Origin of the sequence: Pseudomonas sp. BF-B-15, from assembly GCF_019946675.1 — a bacterium.
Classification (GTDB): Bacteria; Pseudomonadota; Gammaproteobacteria; order Pseudomonadales; family Pseudomonadaceae; genus Aquipseudomonas; species Aquipseudomonas migulae.
On the sequence record NZ_JAGYFZ010000020.1, the window covers coordinates 16,097 to 34,131 of the forward strand.

An 18,035-nucleotide genomic window follows, 5' to 3' on the forward strand; every position below is an offset into this window, starting at 1 on the left:
CGAAACCCTCAAACCCTCCGCGCGGTCCATAGACACTCTTTAACCTTTAAACATTGGGCCGCCCGGTACGCCTGATGCTAATCTCCTTCGCACTTTTCACGCAGTCGTGACCGCAACCCGAAATGGGTTCAGGGAAGACGACCACACTCAAACAACGGACATTGAACGGGTCATTCATGAATAAATCAGCAGGCGTGCTTCTTGGAATCGTCGTGGCCATCGGTGCAATCAGCGCCGGCGGTGCCTGGTTCACCGGCACCAAACTCGAAGGGGTGCTGAACACCTCGATCGCCGACGCCAACAAAGAGCTGCAAGCCGCGCTGGTCGGTTCCAACGGCACCGCGTCGCTGGAACTGGTATCGCTTGAACGCCACGTATTCAGCAGCACCGCGCAATACCGCCTCAAGGGCCAGGGCGAGATGTTCGGCGAAGCACCGGTCGAACTGCTTTTCACCGACCGCATCGAACACGGTCCGCTGCCGCTCTCGCGCCTGATGTCGCTGAAATTGCTGCCGGTCATGGCCACCAGTCACTACGAACTGGAAAAAACCCCGGTCACCGAGAAGTGGTTCGCCGCTGCCAAGGACAAATCGCCGCTCACCGGCGTGGTCAACATCGGCTATGACAACGCCACCAACGGCACCCTCGAACTGCTGCCGCTGGATGTCGCGCTGGACGACAAGTCCCACCTGAAATTTTCCGGCCTGAACCTCGAGGTCGCCGCCAACGCCCAGGCGCAGAAAGTCAAAGCCAACGGCTACATGGACAACCTCACACTGACCACCGTGGCTGAAGACCAGACACCGGTGAAAGTCGAATTGAGCGGCCTGACCCTGGCCAGCAATCTCGTCAAAAGTACCTACGGCTTTTACACCGGCGAGAACACCGTCGAACTCAGCGACAGCAAAACCACGTTCGGCGCGCAACAGTCGGTGTTGGGCATCAAGAAATTTGAAATGAAGAACCAGACCGAAGAGTCGGGCACCAGCGCTTCCGGGCGTGCCGATTACAAGATCGGTGAAGTGTCCCTGAACGGCAAGACGGTCGGCTCCGCACAGATGGCCATGAGCCTGAAGAACCTCGACATTCCATCCACGATGTCGTTGATGCAGATCTACCAGACCAAACTGCAACCGTACGAGAAGGCCGCCGCCGAAGCGGTTGCAGCTGGCGAACCTGCCCCCGAACTGGTCTTGACCCCGGAAGAAGAGGCTCAGGTGAAAACCGGTCTGGAGAAACTGCTGGCAGCCGGCCCGCAAGTGGCTCTGGAAAACCTGTCGTTCACCACCGCCAACGGTGAAAGTCGCGCCAACCTGGTGCTCGACCTGACCAAGCCACAATCTTTGGACCTGACGCCGGATCAACTGACCAAACAGTTGATTGCCCTGCTGGACGTCAATATCCAGGTGTCCAAACCGATGCTGGTTGATTTGCTCAGCGTCCAGAGCCAGATCGATGGCCAGGCCGACGTGAAGGTCGTTGCCGATCAAGCCACGGCCACCGCCGACATGTTCGGCGCCATGGCGGTCGGTACGCAGTTCGCCAGGCTGGACGGCACTAACATCGTCAGCAAACTGCACTACGCCAACAACCAGGTGGAGTTCAACGGCCAGAAAATGACCCTCGAAGAGTTTATCGGCTTTGTGATGAGCAAACTCGGTGGTGCGGGCGTTGTTCAGTAACGCCTAGACGTCCCGAATCAGCCTCCATGCCTCGTCAACCGGCAGCGGCTGCTTCATCTGTTCGGCCAGCATTGCCATCGCCCGCTCTTCATCGCAGGCGATGGCGGCGGTTACCACACCATTCTTGCCGAACAGGCCGATAAAGGGTGGATGGTACGGATCACCCTCGAACTCGACTTCGTCCCAGGCTTCGGCGTGACCGAGGTAGTCGTAGTTCTTGCCGAAGTGCCAGGTCCAGAAGTACGGCACATTCAGGTAATGCTCATCACCGCCCAGCATGTTCATCGCTGCGATCCTCGCCTGCTGTTGCGCCAGGCGCCAATGCTCGATTCGTTGCGGTTGGCCATTGAGCGGGAAGGTGGCGATATCGCCAGCCGCCCAAAGCCCTTCGGTCACGCGCATCCCGCCGTCGACCTTCAGTGACTGATCCTTTTCCGTGGGCAAATCCTTGAACGGCCCGGTGGCCGGGCTGACGCCAATGCCGACCAATACCAAATCCGCCGGAAAGCGCTGACCGTTATCCAGGCGCACCGCTTCGACCTTGTTCGTGCCTTCGATCTGCGCGGCTTCGCCCTCCGTATGAAACACCACGCCGTGGGCCACGTGGTGGGCAAGAATCGCCTTGCCGACCGTTTCGCCGAACTGTTTGGCGAAGGGCACCGCGTGGCGGGCCAGGACGGTGACGTCCAGGCCGTATTCGCGTAGCGCCGCAGCGGATTCCATCGCGATAAAACTGTCGCCGATGATCACTGCCCGCTGGCCGGGTTTGGCGGCGCTCAGAATCCGTTGGGCCTGGTCTTTCGAGCGCAGCAAGAACACCTGAGGCAGGTCGGCGCCGGGAATGTCGAGAGCGTTCGGTGTGCCGCCCGTGGCGATCAGCGCGGCGTCATAGGTCAATGTCTGGCCGTCCTTGAGCTGCACCGTCCGGTTTTGTGCATCCAGGCTCGCCACTTCACCGTTTATGCGATCGATGCGTTGCTCGCGATAGAAGTTTTCATCGCGCAGTGGCGGGACTTCTTCCAGCGGCATTTCCCCGGCGATCACGAATTTGCTCAACACCGTACGGTCGTAACCGGCGTCAGGCTCGCGGTCGATCAGCAGCACACGGCCACCGAAACCCTTTTCGCGCAGCGCCGCCGCACCCGCCGTGCCAGCGGCGCCGGCACCGATGATCACAAACGTACGTTCGTCATCGGCCGGCGGGGTGTGAGCATCGTCCAGCGGCTGATCGTCGACCCAGACTTCGTCGTCGCGCACCTCCAGGGGATAGCGCTTGAGGCTGTCCAGCGACGGCGGTTCACACAGCGCACCGTCCTCGATCCGATACGCTGCCTTGTGCCACGGGCAAATCAGACGCCCGTGACACAGCGCACCTTCGGCCAGCGGCGCCCCGGCGTGCGGGCATTCACCCTGATAGGCGCGCAATTGGGCGCCGGCCCGCAGCAAGACGATCTTGGTGTCGCCAATCCGGACTTCCAGGCCTCGGTTCTCGGACACATCGGCAAAACGGGCGACGCGGTGCAGTGCCATGATCGTTCTCCAGGCAAGCGTTTCACTTATGAGTTTGGCGCTTATCCCGAGGTTCAGCCAATTCCCACTGCCACCGCGCGAACGGTCCGGCTATAGTTTGCACGCCGACCACGGCCCCACCCGCACAAGGTGCTCCGGTATGACCCGATTGACCTCTCTGAACCCTTGGCTGGCGGCCGTTGCCGTCGCCCTTTGCGTGCAGTTTCCGGCGCAGGCCGCAGAACGCTTCACCGTCAGCATTCCCGGTGTCACCGACAACCGTCTGTTCACTTCGGCGGCGGCCAGCGATGCGGCCGGTTGTGGCGGCAAGAACCAGTCCCCGGCCCTGAGCTGGACCGCTGGCCCTGCGGGCACCCAGAGTTACGCCATCGTCATGCACGACCCGGACGGTCAGAAAGGGTTGGGTTCCGACCACTGGATTCATTACGGCATCAAATCCGCGACCCGCCTGATTCCGGCCGGTGTTGGCGCCAAGTCTGCGTTTGAAGGCGTGGGCGGCAGCAACAGCAAAGGCACCATCGGCTACATCGGTCCTTGCCCGCCGGTCGGCGACAGTTCCCACCACTACATCATCCAGCTCTACGCCCTGGACCTTGCTCCAGACGCGTTGCCGGCCGGTCTGACCCGCGCGCAACTGCTGGAAAAAATCAAAGGTCATGTGCTGAAAAACAGCAGCGTGGTGCGGCGTTATCACCGCTGAAGTTTTTTTCAGCGGGTTTAACCCGAACCAGTGAGGCTGCCCGTCTCAGAGGATGAATGGATCAATTTCCTCCTGAGGTCAGCCCCCATGTCCCTCCCTCTGCATTTCCTCCGCCCGGCCGCCCAGGGTTTCACCGTCGGGTTGCTGCTGGCCGTTGCCGGTTGCGGTGTTTCGTCCAAGCCTGAATCCCCTTCAGTTGCGTCTCCTGCACAACATGAGCTGGTGCGCAGTGAGGCGATCATGGCCGATGCGACCCTGGCCAAACGCGGCATGAGTCCGGCACCGATGGCAAGTTTCGCGCCAGAATCTGCGCCGCCGGGTTATCAGGATGAGCAGCGCGAGCAGTATCAGGCGCTGGCGGATAACCCGATTCACAGCGTCGCCGAGGCGCCGGTTTCGACCTTTAGCGCCGACGTCGACACCGGCGCTTATGCCAATGTCCGCCGCCTGCTCAATCAAGGCCGACTGCCACCAGAAGGTGCGGTGCGCCTGGAGGAGATGGTCAATTACTTCCCCTACGACTACGCGTTGCCCACCGATGGCTCGCCGTTTGGTGTGACCACCGAACTGGCGCCGTCGCCGTGGAACCCGCACACCCGCTTGCTGCGCATTGGCATCAAGGCATCGGACCGTGCGGTGGCTGAACTGGCCCCGGCGAATCTGGTGTTTCTGGTGGACGTGTCCGGCTCGATGGACCGTCGCGAGGGGCTGCCGCTGGTCAAAAGCACGCTGAAATTGCTGGTCGATCAATTGCGCGCGCAGGACCGGGTGTCGCTGGTGGTCTACGCCGGCGATTCGCGTGTGGTGCTGGAGCCAACTTCCGGACGGGAAAAAGCGAAAATTCGCACAGCCATCGATCAATTGACGGCGGGCGGTTCCACCGCCGGGGCGTCGGGCATCGAGCTGGCCTATCAAATGGCGCAGCAAGCGTTTATCCCCAAAGGCATCAACCGCATCCTGCTGGCCACCGACGGCGACTTCAACGTCGGCATCAGCGACTTCGACAGCCTCAAGCAAATGGCTGTGGATAAACGCAAGACCGGCGTTTCCCTGACCACCCTGGGTTTTGGTGTGGATAACTACAATGAACACCTGATGGAACAACTGGCCGATGCCGGCGATGGCAACTATGCGTACATCGACAACCTGCGCGAGGCGCGCAAAGTGCTGGTGGATCAGCTCGGTTCGACCCTCGCGGTGGTGGCGAAGAACGTGAAACTGCAAGTGGAGTTCAACCCGGCGCAGGTCAGCGAGTATCGGTTGCTCGGCTATGAGAATCGCGCGTTGAAGCGTGAGGATTTCAGCAACGACAAGGTCGACGCCGGTGAAATCGGTGCAGGGCATACGGTCACGGCGTTGTACGAAATTGTTCCGAAGGGTGAGAAGGGCTGGTTGGAACCATTGCGGTATGGCAGCGCTGAGTCAGCCACTTCGGCAAAGTCTGGAGAATTGGCGATGCTGCGTGTGCGTTATCAGCTGCCGGAAGGTGGGAACAGTCGCTTGATCGAACGGCCGATTGCCGCTGGTTCGGAAGGCAAGGCCAGTGACGACCTTAGATTTGCGGCGGCCGTGGCGGCGTTTTCCCAGCAGCTCAAGGACGGGCGTTATACGGGTGATTTCAGCCTGAAGGACACGCAGGCGTTGGCTCGCGGTGCGCGGGGTGATGATCCATTCGGTCTGCGTTCTGAGTTCGTGCAATTGGTGGAACTGGCGCAAAGCCTGCGAACCACCACTGCATCCAACAGCGAACCGGTTAAAGGAGGCTACAACTGACATGTCTGCTCTTGAACCGAGCGACGAATCACTGCTGGCCCGTTACCGAAAAGGCGACGGGCCGGCGTTCGAGATTCTGTACGCCCGTCACCGGCAAGGTCTTTATCGTTTCCTGCTAGGCCTCAGCGGCAAATCCGAACTCGCCGAGGAGGTCTACCAGGAAACCTGGCTGAGCCTGATCCGCAGCACCAGTCAGCCACAAGGCCGGGCGAATTTTCGTACCTGGCTTTACCAGATCGCCCGCAATCGCCTGATCGATCACTGGCGCAAACACGGAATCCACAACCCCTTGCACGACAGCTATGACGAACAAACCCACGCCCTGGCCGATGACGCCGCCGATCCCGAACAACTGCTGAGCCTGAGCCGCGACAACCAGCGCCTTGAATCTGCCCTGCAAACCTTGCCCACCGACCAGCGCGAAGTGTTCCTGCTGCGCGCCCATGGCGATCTCGACCTGCCGCAGATCGCCACCCTCACCGAAACACCGCTGGAAACCGTCAAAAGCCGCTTGCGCTACGCCCAGCAAAAACTGCGTCGGCTGCTGGCCGAGGAGGTACTGACATGACTGACGCCCGCAAAACACCAGACGATGAAATGCTTCAGCATTTCCGTGAGCATTCGACCGCCGAACCGCCGAGCCATCTTGATGCGTTCATCCTGACTGCCGCACAGCGTGAAGTCCCAGCGCCGAAACCGAGTCTGTGGCAGCGCTGGGTTCAGGCTTGCCAGAAACCTCGTTGGCAGGTCGCATTTGCCAGCCTTGTCGGTGTCGCGCTGATGCTGGCGCTGGTGCAACGCACACCGGAGCAAGTACCGAGTTACGACTTCGCCCCCAAAGCATCTGCCCCGGTTGCCAAAAAAGAGGCAGCGCAAGCACCGTCGTCAGTTGCGCGCTCGTTGGCTGCCCCAGCCGCGCCGATGGCCGATTTTGCCGCCCCCGCGCAGAGCGAATCGATCAGTGTCGAAATGGCCGAGGAAGCAAAAGTCAGCAAACGCGCCGCCGCGCCGGTGAAAACCCTGGATGAGCAGTTGCTTGAAGTGGTTCGCCTGCAGAACGCCGGTCAGGCACGTGAGGCGGATGAATTGTTGGCGACATTACACAAACGCTTTCCCAAGGAAAATCTCGCGGCCCGGCTTAAGGAATTGAAGAAAAACTGAGAAGTCAGGAGCTCTGCGATTTGGCATCCACCCCCGAAAGCGCGCACTATCGGCCTATAGCCGATGCGTTGGAGGATGCCGTGGCAAAAAAAATCGACCGCATCGCCCAAATGCTCAACTGCCCGGTCAAGGGCGAGGAACTGCGGCGAGCAGTGACCGAGAGTCGTAAGGAATTTCTTCTGGCCAAGCAGGCAGAAGAGGTTCTGGAGGAGGACGTCCTAGATGAAGAAGAGTTTGAGGACGACGAAGACGATGATTACGACGAGTTTGACTGGACGACTGAGTGATTTTCTCTGGTGAAATGATCTCCCTGTAGGAGCGAGCCTGCTCGCGATGTTCTCTCAGACAACGCGGGCATTCAGACTGCTTGCGTCATCATTAACGCCCATCGTCGGAACGCCGCCCGGAGCCGGCTCTTTCCTACAGGAAAAGCCCCACAGCCCAGTGATTTTGGGCTTGTTTAAAAGGACTTTGTTTTACTTCCTGCAAGCTACAAATTCTTGCGCCATTACCTACGGCTACGCCAGAATCCGCCGGCTTGTGCGCTTGGGAGCGGGTCGGTAGTTTGATTCGTGTCACTGGTTGTCAGTGATCGGGTTTAGTAGCCCGTCGTTGCTAAGTCGTACAAGACTCTCATCAGTCTGGACTCTGTCCTGTATTTGATGGTGGCTGTGCGTAGGGCGTCCTCGGGCGCGCCGATTTCTTAGCTCATCGGTCTACTAACCTGCGCACAGCTGCCTCCCTTTCGTTTAGTAGCGAAATAGTCGCAGCCTCATCCAAGAGAGCTAAGACATGTCCAAAATAGTCCCCGATCCACCAGGATCTGAACCAGAACAACCTGAACGTAAAGGCTTGCTCTTCACCGTCAGTCCCAACATCAACACCGAAACCCTGCTCGCCAATGCCTCGGAAGACCTGCTGTCGATCAGCGCCATCGCCGCTGACCTAGCCGACGGTGTGGACGGTTCGCGCCGCTCCAAAGCCCTGGCGCTCAGCCGCATGGCCGATGGAGTGCATTTGTTGGTGGAGCGAGCGCTGGATCATCTGGATGAGCCAGAAATGGCGGCGATTTTCGCCAGGCAGGAAAACTGCAACGACCTGTAGGAGCGAGCTTGCTCGCGATGGACGTTAACGATGACGCGGGCGGTCTGAATGCCCGCGTTGTCCAAAGGTCGCCGTCTTGCACGACCCCTCGGATTGAAACGCAGAAGCCCCACAACGTATTTCTTCGATTTCAAACCGAAGTAATCCACGCGCACAAGATCAGGCGCCGTGACTGTCTCCAGCGGAGACCTGTTCTGGCGTGCTGTTAGGGGCCCAACTGGTTAGCTAGGCTTCTAGCCCAATGAATAGATCCAGGTCGCTGGGTAACTGCTCATTAATCGCGGTCGCAATCCGCAGAGATTGGTCGCCTGTAAGCAGCCATTCGCCGTCCGGGCTTTCTGCAAGGCTTTGCCACCCCAGCACTTCCAGTACCGCTGGCTCAAACTGCGACGGTACGTCTAGTTCATATTTCAGCGAAGTATCATCGCTGTCGCCCGATAAAAAACCTGTGATGCATAGGTGCATGATTTTCCCCTAAATTACTTTGGAGTTGTTCTGCCAGGCTCGGCGTCCTTGGTCCGCTCTCCTGTGTCAGGGTTGAACTCTCCCAGATGCTTTCCTTGCTTGTCGTATAGCTCAACCCTGCCATTTTCAGAGTCCCACTCATAAATACGGCCTTTACGATCTTTCCAGCGTCTACGCAGACAGCCCCGCCCGTTACAGAGCTTCTGGACTTGTCCCTTACTGCATCTGGGAAAGCTGTCAGCCTTCTAGGCGCTGTGGTCACCACAGATAGGCCGGGCAAAACCACATACATAGACTTCAACCTTGCGCGAGCCGCTGAACCCACGAGCAGAGCCGCGCGATCTCACAAACTGTTCGTTCACCAACGTGTGGGTGCCATTCCTGGCGTCAGCCGAAGTTGTCAACTCTAAGTCGACAGCTACCTCGTTCAGACACCGGGGCCAGGCCAGCTCAAAGTGGATTTAGTCCCACGACCGACTATCTAAAGGTGATTTGATCGAGGGTGTGCCTCATCGACTTCCACTTCTAATCCCTGCTATGCCCGTACACCGATGAATAGCTCCAATTCTTTAGGTAATGGCTGTTGGATCGCGATTTCTATTTGTTGGATCTGCCTACCGATTAATGGAAGCTCGCCATTAGCCTCGGCTGCTAAGCTGTCCCAGCCCAATACGTCCATAACGGCTTGCTCAAATTCGGGACTTACGTCGAGCTCAAATTTGATCGAATCGTCTTCGTTGTCGCCTGCGAGAAAGCCTGTAATCTCTAAAAACATCAAGCGGAACAGGACAATTGAAAGATGAACTCAGGACTGTTGAAGGTCTTCCCAATCATGCTTTCAAGACCGCTTACCTGCTCTGGCGATAACTCGTATTCATAAATGGCATCTTCTGGCTCACGCCAATCCATCAGCTCTGCCAATGTAGCGAACCGGTCAGCAGGGATTTCAATGCTGAAAACCAATTGCTCGGTTTTCTTGTCGAACGCAAGAATTTCATGCTGCATTTTTGGCTCCTTTCAACTTACTTTGGCGTGGTTCGGCCTGGCTCTGCGTCCTTTTTGCGTTCTCCCGTTTCAGGGTCGAACTCTCCCAGATGCTTGCCCTGTTTGTCGTACAGCTCAACCCGGCCATTCTCGTAGTCCCACTCATAAATGCGTCCCTTGCGATCCTTCCAGCGTTTGCGTTTCTGCCCGCCACCTTTGACTGAGCTCTTCGAAGGGCTGAGCACCGCATCAGGGAAAGCCGTTAGCCCCTTTGGCGCCGGGTAGTAGCTGTGATCGCCCCCAATAGGCCGAGCGAACACCACATACATCGACTTCAACCCAGTGTCCGCTGGAAACACCAGAATACAGTCGTCAGTGGTGATGTCCTCACCGGGGAGGCCTTCGAGCTGACTGTCTGTGTTGTCCGGAATCGGGTGGACAAGGATGGTGCCAAGCTGTTCGCCGCTGCTGTCGGGGTAGATCAGCGGGGGCATCTGTCCCAGTGGCCCGTGCTGGGGCGTCCACAAGATAGTGATGCCATTGAGCTTGGCTTCCAAGGCGGTTTTATCGGCATTCCACGCGGCTAGTACCGTGCGTACGGTATCGTCGCCTGATGCGGTAGTGTGGATGCCGTAAACCTGTAGTGCCCCCTCGGCATCGCGACGAAACTGGAATCGCACACGGGTGGGGGCGTGGGTCATGCTGCGCAACTGATTGTCGGAATGGAGGGTGCCGTCGCCCATCTGAGTGGGGAGCATGCCGAGTATAAAAACACTGGCAGGCCCGCCTGCACCGCGAATCGCCCAGTTAAGACGCTGCTGCAGGATGCCACCACCGGCCATTCGACCCAGTGCCAGATCGGCGCCGAGTGCCGTCGCTACGGCGGTGCTGGCAGACGGAAAAAGCATGGCGCCCGCGACCATTATCTTGCCAAAGTTCGAGGCGGGCTCCGCAGCGGTGCCGACGTCGGTGCGACACCAGTTATCGGGGATGCAGGATTTGGCAAAGACCTGATCGTCACGAAGCTTGGCCTGTGGCCATGGATCCTTTGGGGGGGTATAGATCGGTTCAGGCGCTGGCGCTGATCTCACCATGAAGCCACCGCCTGAGCTGGCAAAGCGTTCCTTTACCAACAGCAAATCACCCTTGCGGACGGCCTCGATAATTTCGCTGTCGCTGCTGATGCTGGAATGGCTCCCAACATGAGTGAGTCCGCCAATGCAATGGCGACCTCGAGCCAGCGCGTCTTTCACTAATCGGGCGGCATTGGCGGGGCTTTCGGTCTGTTCGAGGCCCTTGTCGACTTTCCTTATCAAACGCATGGCGTTCCCTTCGGTTTAGTCCTCGGGAAGCATTCTGGAGAGCGTGGATCGCGCCGGGCAAAAAATAGTTTTGCGGAATTTGTCTGTATCGGGGGGAGTAGTACTCACTGACTACAACACCCACAAAAAAGCCCCAGACCCTACGGCCTGAGGCTTTCTCGTTTCTACTAGTATGGTGCACCAGGCGGGATTCGAACCCACGACCCCTGCCTTCGGAGGGCAGTACTCTATCCAGCTGAGCTACTGGTGCAAGCGGGCGCCATGATACTCATATGCACTGCGGGCGTCCATGCTGCTGAATCGACTGCGCTTTTTCAAAGCGTAACCTGCGTTTGCTACGTTGATCAGAAAAATTGAGCAAATGCGGCGTTTTCGTTCTTTTTTTCGAACAACCTATTGTCCTTTACCCCCTTTGATCCTAGGATTCGTTTGAGATTTCAAACGCTCTTGTCTGGGTGCTGAACCGCACGAGTTCATTCCGTGCGCTATTTATGTGCTTCAGCCCGGTGAATGATTTCCCTGACGGCAGCCTTTGAGGCGCCTTTCTACAATCATAATTTGCTCCGCGCGTGCCGCGGTGCTGTTAAGGAAAGCCGACATGCAGCTTAAAGACACCCAGTTGTTCCGCCAGCAAGCCTTCATCGATGGCGCTTGGGTTGATGCGGACAATGGTCAGACGATCAAGGTCAACAACCCGGCAACGGGCGAAATTCTGGGCACCGTGCCGAAAATGGGCGCTGCCGAAACCCGCCGTGCGATCGAAGCTGCTGACAAAGCGCTGCCGGCCTGGCGTGCACTGACCGCCAAGGACCGCGCCAACAAGCTGCGTCGCTGGTTCGAGCTGATCATCGAGAACCAGGACGACCTGGCTCGCCTGATGACCCTGGAGCAGGGCAAGCCATTGGCCGAAGCCAAGGGCGAAATCGTTTACGCCGCTTCCTTTATCGAGTGGTTCGCCGAAGAAGCCAAGCGCGTCTACGGTGACGTGATTCCGGGCCACCAGCCAGACAAGCGCCTGATCGTGATCAAGCAGCCAATCGGCGTGACCGCTGCAATTACTCCGTGGAACTTCCCGGCCGCGATGATCACCCGTAAAGCCGGCCCGGCCCTGGCCGCCGGTTGCACCATGGTGCTCAAGCCTGCTTCGCAAACTCCGTTTTCCGCTTTCGCTCTGGCTGAACTGGCTCAGCGTGCCGGCATTCCTGCGGGCGTGTTCAGCGTTGTTTCCGGCAGCGCCGGCGACATCGGCAGCGAGCTGACCAGCAACCCGATCGTTCGCAAACTGTCCTTCACTGGCTCGACCGAAATCGGTCGTCAGTTGATGGCTGAATGCGCCAAGGACATCAAGAAAGTGTCCCTGGAGCTGGGCGGCAACGCGCCGTTCATCGTGTTCGACGACGCGGACCTGGATAAGGCTGTCGAAGGCGCGATCATTTCCAAGTACCGCAACAACGGCCAGACCTGCGTCTGCGCCAACCGCCTGTACATTCAGGATTCGGTCTACGATGCGTTCGCTGAAAAACTGAAAGTGGCTGTGGCCAAACTCAAGATCGGCAACGGTCTGGAAGTGGGCACCACCACTGGCCCGCTGATCGACGAAAAAGCCGTGGCCAAGGTGCAAGAGCACATCGCTGACGCCATTTCCAAAGGCGCAACTGTTCTGGCTGGCGGCAAGTCGATGGAAGGCAACTTCTTCGAGCCGACCATCCTGACCAACGTGCCGAACAACGCAGCCGTGGCCAAGGAAGAAACCTTCGGTCCATTGGCGCCGCTGTTCCGCTTCAAAGACGAAGCCGACGTGATCGCGATGTCCAACGACACCGAATTCGGTCTGGCCTCGTACTTCTATGCTCGCGACCTGGGTCGTGTGTTCCGTGTGGCGGAAGCCCTGGAATACGGCATGGTTGGCGTCAACACCGGGTTGATCTCCAACGAAGTCGCGCCGTTCGGCGGCATCAAGGCGTCGGGCCTGGGCCGTGAAGGCTCCAAGTACGGCATCGAAGATTACCTGGAAATCAAATACCTCTGCCTGGGCATCTAAGCTCGAGGGCATAAGCCCGGCAAGGCATTGCTTCAAACGCAAAGGGCACGAGAGCGCTGACCCTTTGCGTGCTTCAACCGGAATTTTCTCTGTGGCCGGGAACGCTGTGGCAGTCGATCATCGCATGCTGCCTCAGTTGCCTCCCCGCCGCATTTTCCTTGAACCACGCCGCCCGATGAGCGGTGAATGAGGACTTTATGAGCAAGACTAACGCTTCACTGATGAAACGCCGCGAAGCCGCTGTACCACGCGGTGTTGGCCAGATTCACCCGATCTTCGCCGAGTCCGCGAAGAACGCCACCGTGACCGACGTTGAAGGTCGCGAGTTCATCGACTTCGCCGGCGGTATCGCCGTGCTGAACACCGGCCACGTGCACCCGAAAATCATCGCCGCCGTGACCGAGCAGCTGAACAAGCTGACCCACACCTGCTTCCAGGTACTGGCCTACGAGCCGTACGTAGAAGTGTGCGAAAAAATCAACGCCAAGGTGCCAGGTGATTTCGCCAAGAAAACCCTGCTGGTGACCACCGGTTCCGAAGCCGTTGAAAACTCCATCAAGATCGCCCGTGCCGCCACTGGCCGTGCCGGCGTGATCGCGTTCACCGGCGCTTACCACGGTCGCACCATGATGACCCTGGGCCTGACCGGTAAAGTCGTGCCTTACTCGGCCGGCATGGGCCTGATGCCAGGCGGCATCTTCCGCGCGCTGTACCCGAACGAACTGCACGGTGTGAGCATCGACGATTCGATCGCCAGCATCGAACGCATCTTCAAGAACGACGCCGAGCCGCGTGACATCGCTGCCATCATCATCGAGCCGGTTCAGGGCGAAGGCGGTTTCTACGTCGCGCCTAAAGAGTTCATGAAGCGCCTGCGTGCCCTGTGCGACCAGCACGGCATCCTGCTGATCGCTGACGAAGTGCAGACTGGCGCCGGCCGTACCGGCACCTTCTTCGCCATGGAACAGATGGGTGTTGCCGCCGACCTGACCACCTTCGCCAAATCCATCGCTGGCGGTTTCCCGCTGGCCGGTGTGTGCGGCAAGGCCGAATACATGGACGCCATCGCTCCAGGTGGCCTGGGCGGCACCTACGCCGGTAGCCCGATCGCTTGCGCCGCGGCCCTGGCCGTGATGGAAGTGTTCGAAGAAGAGCACCTGCTGGACCGCTGCAAGGCAGTCGGCGAGCGTCTGGTCACTGGCCTCAAGGCCATCCAGGCCAAGTACCCGGTGATCGGCGAAGTCCGTGCCCTGGGCGCGATGATCGCAGTCGAGCTGTTCGTCGATGGCGACAGCCACAAGCCGAACGCTCCAGCGGTCGCTGCTGTCGTGGCCAAGGCTCGTGAAAAAGGCCTGATCCTGCTGTCCTGCGGCACCTACGGCAACGTTCTGCGCGTCCTGGTACCGCTGACCTCGCCGGACGAGCAACTGGACAAAGGCCTGGCGATCATCGAAGAGTGCTTCGCCGAGCTCTGATCACCGAGTGTGACCTGATCGACAAAAAACCCGCTTCGGCGGGTTTTTTCGTGACTGCAGAACCTGCCGCACTTTTTCAAATGGCCCGCATTGACTAAGGTGCAAGCAGTGCAAATGGAGTATGCAGATGACCGCTGTAGTTTTGCCCGCCGTACCGCGTGTGCTGATTGCCGAAGCTGACCCCTGGTCCCGCGACTTGCTCAAGCAGGTGCTGTTGAAAGTGCGCTGTGACGCGCGGCTGGATCTTTGTGCCGACGGTCAACAGGCGTTGGAGCTGCTGGCGGAAAATCCGTATGACCTGGTGATCGTCGACTGGGAATTGCCCGGTGTCGATGGTTTGAATGTCTTGCGCAACGTCCGCCAGCGCAAACGCAATCCGCCGTTGCCTTTTATTCTGATGAGCACCCGCAACGACAGCGCCAGCGTGCGCGAAGCCTTGCCCCTGGCGCCCTCGGCGTACCTGACCAAACCCCTGAACATGGAAAGCCTGACCCACCGTCTGCAGGATCTGCTGCTGAACGCTGGGGAACAGGTCTCGTGTGAGGTGCCGGCGTTGGCGCCGGGCATGAGCTTGTCGGCGTACCTGGAGTGTCGTCGTGAGTTTACCGATGGTGCGCCGCTGATGACCGACGTGGAGCTGGCGGTCAAGCGCAGCCTTAATCCCAACGGTCTTGACCTGAAGTTGCTCGAAGATGAAATCCGCGTTGATCCACAGATCACTGCTGTCCTGATCGCCGCCGCCAACAGTGCAGCCCAGCATCACGGCGCTGCGGTACAAACCCTGTCCCAGGCGCTGCATCGGCTGGGCACTGGGCAGAGCATGAATTTGATTTTGGGGTTGGCGCTCAAGCGCAGTGCGCGGCTCAGCGATCCGCTGCTGGCGGATTATGCCGAGCGTTACTGGAACCTCTCGCTGCACACCGCTGAATACGCCCGGACATTGGCGCGCTTGCTGGATCTGGACCAGGAGCGCTGTTACTGCGCAGGCATGCTGCATCGCTTGGGTGACCTCGCGTTGCTGCGGTGTTTGCAGGAATGGAAGCAGTCCGGTGGAGAGCTGGATGAATGGGAGGAGGTCGGTGATGCACTGGCCGAGTTCGGTGCAGCCTATGGTTCGGCGTTGCGAACCCGCTGGCGCCTGCCTCTGGAGCTGCGAGAGCTGATTGCGGCGGTCTACCAGCTCGGTGGCGGGGTTTACTCCCGCGAAGCGCTGGTGATGAACATGGCGGCACAGTTGGCGCGATTGAATGAGCATGAGGGCATTGAGGAACTGGCCAAGAGCCGGACGGCGCGGCTGCTCAAGATTGGCTTGCCGGAATTGATGCGTTTGCGCAAAAAGTGAGCCTGACGCAAAACCCCTGTAGGAGCCGGCTTGCTGGCGATCCGGACAACGCGGTGTGGCTGATTAACCGCGGTGATGCCATCGCCAGCAAGCCGGCTCCTACAGGGTTCAGCGTTGGGGTTGTCAGCCGGAGATGATCCGGTTCTTGCCCTGGCGCTTCGCTTCGTACATCGCCGCGTCCGCGCGGGCGAACAGGCTATCCAGGCTTTTATCTTCGGCCGTCAGGCTGGTCAATCCCTGGCTGACAGTGATGCCGAACGTCTGGTCGTCATGGCTGAAGCTCAACCGCTGAATCTCCCGTTGCAGGCGCTCGGCCACTTGCATGGCCATGTCCGGCGCGCAACCGGGGAACACCGCCGCAAACTCCTCACCACCAATGCGTCCGAACACGTCACCGCGCCGTAAAGCCGCTTGCCCGCATTCGGCGATCCGTTGCAGCACGTTGTCGCCTTCCGGATGGCCGTAGGTGTCGTTGATCAATTTGAAGTCATCGATGTCCAGCAACAGAAACGCCAACGGCGTGCCTTTTTTTCTTGCCTGTTCGAATTCAAGGTGGGCGCAGTCGAAGAAGTGGCGGCGGTTGCTGCTCTGGGTCAGGACATCGGTGGTAGCCAAGCGATGCAACTCGCTTTCCATCTGCTTCTTGTCGGTGATGTCTTCGGCAATGCCGACGATGATCAGCGGTTGACCCGGTTCGGCTTGCCGGTTGATGAAGCACTTGTCGCTGAGCCAGCGCACCTGGCCGTCGGCGGTAATGATGCGGTACTCACGGTCTTCAACGGCGCCTTTGACCAGCACTTCGGCGAGGCTGCGCTCGGCATACTCCAGATCGTCGGGGTAGATGCTGTCGCGCCACTGATTGGCGTCGGCCAGCAACAGGCCGGCGGGCCGACCGAAAATCCGTTCGTAGGCAGGGCTCACGTAGAGCACCTGGCGGGTTTCCCAATTGAACGCCCAAAGCACCGCGTTAACGCTCACCAGCAGCGAGCTGAACAGCTGTTCGCGTTCGCTCAGGCGCGCGACTTCGCCTTGGGCATGCATCAGCGCCATCAGGGTTTGCGCGGCTTCCGGCCACTGGGGTAGGGATGAGTCTTGCAGGTTCTTATTGACCATCGACACAAATCTCAAGGACGTGCCGCGTGTTCGACAGCGGCCACAACAAAGCCCGCCGTAGTGGCGAAGTGTCTTTGAGATAGGGGATTTGGAGCTAAGTTCCGAAGGGTGCGCCCTCGAACGGGGCGCACCGATCAACGGTGTCAGGCGGTAGCGGCAGGGCGCAGGGAATAGGTCTTCAATTGGTCGGCGAAGTCGCGCAGGGACTGAATTCCGCTGGCTTCGGCTTCGTGTACCCAATCCTTGATGGCCGCCAGCATGTCGTGACCATTTGAGCTGGTCTTGACCCAGATCTGCTGCAAGGCCAGTCGTTTCTCGTAAATTACCTTCAGCGCCTGACTGTGCTCGAGCATGGTCTGGATGCGCAGGTGGTGTTTGTCATCGAGCAGGCTGGTTTCCCGCGAGAGCAGGCGTTTGGCCCTGTGGAATTGGTGACGGACCGAGTGATCGACCTTTTCCAGCTCTTGTTTGACCAGCGGCGCGATCACCAATTTGCGGTACTGGGCCATGATCTGGAAGCGGTTGTTGAGGATGGCCATGGCGGTGTCCATGTCCAGGTTGCCTTTGCCTTCGACCCGGTGGGCAATCGGCGCAACTCGTTGAACCTTGGCCAGGCGCAGGAAACTGAAGACCTGGATCCAGGCCCAGCCGAGGTCGAATTCCCACTTCTTCACCGACAGTTTTGCCGAATTAGGATAGGTGTGATGGTTGTTATGCAGTTCTTCACCGCCGATCAGGATGCCCCAGGGCACCAGGTTGGTCGCCGCATCGCGGCATTCGAAGTTGCGGTAGCCGACGGCGTGGCCCAGGCCATTGACCACACCGGCGGCCCAGACCGGGATCCACATCATCTGGATAGCCCAGATGGTGATGCCGATGGTGCCGAACAGCAGCAGGTCGATGACGGCCATGATCGCCACGCCCAACAGCGGGTAACGGCTGTAGAGGTTGCGTTCGATCCAGTCTTCGGGGCAATTCTTGCCGTAGATGCGCAGGGTCTCGGGGTTTTCCGCTTCGGCGCGGTACAGCTCGGCACCTTTGCGCAGAACGGTGGACAAGCCCTTGATGACCGGGCTGTGCGGGTCATCGACGGTTTCGCATTTGGCGTGATGCTTGCGGTGGATGGCGGTCCACTCGCGGGTGTTCTGCGCCGTGGTCAGCCACAGCCAGAAGCGGAAGAAATGTTTCAGGCCGGCATTGAGCTCAAGCGAGCGATGGGCTGAATAGCGATGCAGATAGACCGTCACGCCGATAATCGTGACGTGGGTCATCAGCAGGGTGACTGCCACCAGTGACCAGGGCGACAAGCCGAGAAAACCTTCGTACCACATAGGCTATAGCGC

General features: G+C 59.1%; 18 protein-coding genes and 1 tRNA gene. 10 read left to right on the forward strand and 9 right to left on the reverse strand.

All coding sequences use genetic code 11. From position 1 onward, the window contains the following. Positions 1 to 176: 176 nt before the first annotated feature. A complete protein-coding gene (locus tag KGA97_RS09080) occupies positions 177 to 1,682 on the forward strand; it encodes a YdgA family protein (protein ID WP_223480631.1) in 1,506 nt (501 codons plus the stop codon). A gap of 3 nt (positions 1,683 to 1,685) precedes the next feature. Here the strand turns inward: KGA97_RS09080 and KGA97_RS09085 are convergent, their stop codons facing one another. Then, positions 1,686 to 3,212 (reverse strand): apoptosis inducing factor family protein, encoded by a 1,527-nt coding sequence (locus KGA97_RS09085; protein WP_223480632.1) that lies wholly within the window; start codon positions 3,210 to 3,212, stop codon positions 1,686 to 1,688. A gap of 139 nt (positions 3,213 to 3,351) precedes the next feature. On the opposite strand from KGA97_RS09085, the gene KGA97_RS09090 reads away from it, so the two are divergent. The 6 genes from KGA97_RS09090 to KGA97_RS09115 all read left to right on the forward strand — a co-directional run bounded on the left by KGA97_RS09090 (position 3,352) and on the right by KGA97_RS09115 (position 7,950). Next, positions 3,352 to 3,912, forward strand: a complete 561-nt coding sequence (locus tag KGA97_RS09090; RefSeq protein ID WP_223480633.1) for a YbhB/YbcL family Raf kinase inhibitor-like protein — start codon at positions 3,352 to 3,354, stop codon at positions 3,910 to 3,912. Between the two features lie 87 nt (positions 3,913 to 3,999). Next, on the forward strand, positions 4,000 to 5,685 hold the full coding sequence (locus KGA97_RS09095; protein ID WP_223480634.1) for a vWA domain-containing protein: 1,686 nt from the start codon (positions 4,000 to 4,002) through the stop codon (positions 5,683 to 5,685). 1 nt (position 5,686) lies between these two features. Continuing rightward, the gene (locus KGA97_RS09100; protein ID WP_008034657.1) at positions 5,687 to 6,253 is read left to right on the forward strand and encodes an RNA polymerase sigma factor; all 567 of its coding nucleotides are present in this window, start codon (positions 5,687 to 5,689) and stop codon (positions 6,251 to 6,253) included. Next, the gene (locus tag KGA97_RS09105) at positions 6,250 to 6,846 is read left to right on the forward strand and encodes a hypothetical protein (protein ID WP_223434937.1); all 597 of its coding nucleotides are present in this window, start codon (positions 6,250 to 6,252) and stop codon (positions 6,844 to 6,846) included. Before KGA97_RS09100 ends, KGA97_RS09105 begins: the two co-directional genes overlap by 4 nt. A gap of 20 nt (positions 6,847 to 6,866) precedes the next feature. Continuing rightward, on the forward strand, positions 6,867 to 7,133 hold the full coding sequence (locus KGA97_RS09110; protein ID WP_223434936.1) for a hypothetical protein: 267 nt from the start codon (positions 6,867 to 6,869) through the stop codon (positions 7,131 to 7,133). Positions 7,134 to 7,638: 505 nt separating this feature from the next. Next, entirely contained in the window at positions 7,639 to 7,950 is a 312-nt protein-coding gene (locus KGA97_RS09115; RefSeq protein WP_223480635.1) for a DUF6124 family protein, read from the forward strand. Between the two features lie 225 nt (positions 7,951 to 8,175). On the opposite strand, the gene KGA97_RS09120 is transcribed toward KGA97_RS09115, so the two are convergent. From KGA97_RS09120 to KGA97_RS09145, 6 genes are all read right to left on the reverse strand, one after another. After that, positions 8,176 to 8,415, reverse strand: coding sequence for a pyocin S6 family toxin immunity protein (locus tag KGA97_RS09120; protein ID WP_223480636.1), 240 nt, complete (start codon positions 8,413 to 8,415; stop codon positions 8,176 to 8,178). A 14-nt stretch (positions 8,416 to 8,429) separates the two neighbouring features. Beyond that, on the reverse strand, positions 8,430 to 8,594 hold the full coding sequence (locus tag KGA97_RS09125; protein WP_223480656.1) for a colicin E3/pyocin S6 family cytotoxin: 165 nt from the start codon (positions 8,592 to 8,594) through the stop codon (positions 8,430 to 8,432). Positions 8,595 to 8,950: 356 nt separating this feature from the next. Next, a complete protein-coding gene (locus tag KGA97_RS09130) occupies positions 8,951 to 9,190 on the reverse strand; it encodes a pyocin S6 family toxin immunity protein (RefSeq protein ID WP_223480637.1) in 240 nt (79 codons plus the stop codon). After that, positions 9,190 to 9,420 carry a hypothetical protein gene (locus KGA97_RS09135; RefSeq protein ID WP_223480638.1) on the reverse strand — a complete coding sequence of 77 codons (231 nt, stop codon included), beginning with the start codon at positions 9,418 to 9,420 and terminating at the stop codon, positions 9,190 to 9,192. The genes KGA97_RS09130 and KGA97_RS09135 overlap by 1 nt, the downstream gene beginning before the upstream one ends. Positions 9,421 to 9,437: 17 nt before the next feature. Continuing rightward, the gene (locus KGA97_RS09140; protein ID WP_223480639.1) at positions 9,438 to 10,721 is read right to left on the reverse strand and encodes an S-type pyocin domain-containing protein; all 1,284 of its coding nucleotides are present in this window, start codon (positions 10,719 to 10,721) and stop codon (positions 9,438 to 9,440) included. Positions 10,722 to 10,894: 173 nt separating this feature from the next. Next, a tRNA-Arg gene (locus KGA97_RS09145) sits at positions 10,895 to 10,971 on the reverse strand. A 348-nt stretch (positions 10,972 to 11,319) separates the two neighbouring features. Between KGA97_RS09145 and gabD the strand changes: the two genes are divergently transcribed. The 3 genes from gabD to KGA97_RS09160 all read left to right on the forward strand — a co-directional run bounded on the left by gabD (position 11,320) and on the right by KGA97_RS09160 (position 15,579). After that, on the forward strand, positions 11,320 to 12,762 hold the full coding sequence (gene gabD / locus KGA97_RS09150) for an NADP-dependent succinate-semialdehyde dehydrogenase (protein ID WP_008034642.1): 1,443 nt from the start codon (positions 11,320 to 11,322) through the stop codon (positions 12,760 to 12,762). Between the two features lie 197 nt (positions 12,763 to 12,959). Next, positions 12,960 to 14,237 (forward strand): 4-aminobutyrate--2-oxoglutarate transaminase, encoded by a 1,278-nt coding sequence (gene gabT / locus KGA97_RS09155; protein ID WP_008039680.1) that lies wholly within the window; start codon positions 12,960 to 12,962, stop codon positions 14,235 to 14,237. A 127-nt stretch (positions 14,238 to 14,364) separates the two neighbouring features. Next, positions 14,365 to 15,579 (forward strand): response regulator, encoded by a 1,215-nt coding sequence (locus KGA97_RS09160; protein WP_223480640.1) that lies wholly within the window; start codon positions 14,365 to 14,367, stop codon positions 15,577 to 15,579. A gap of 123 nt (positions 15,580 to 15,702) precedes the next feature. Here the strand turns inward: KGA97_RS09160 and KGA97_RS09165 are convergent, their stop codons facing one another. Then, positions 15,703 to 16,692 carry a GGDEF domain-containing protein gene (locus KGA97_RS09165; RefSeq protein ID WP_223480641.1) on the reverse strand — a complete coding sequence of 330 codons (990 nt, stop codon included), beginning with the start codon at positions 16,690 to 16,692 and terminating at the stop codon, positions 15,703 to 15,705. Positions 16,693 to 16,835: 143 nt separating this feature from the next. Further along, positions 16,836 to 18,023 (reverse strand): delta-9 fatty acid desaturase DesA, encoded by a 1,188-nt coding sequence (gene desA, locus KGA97_RS09170; protein WP_008034081.1) that lies wholly within the window; start codon positions 18,021 to 18,023, stop codon positions 16,836 to 16,838. Positions 18,024 to 18,035 lie beyond the last annotated feature (12 nt).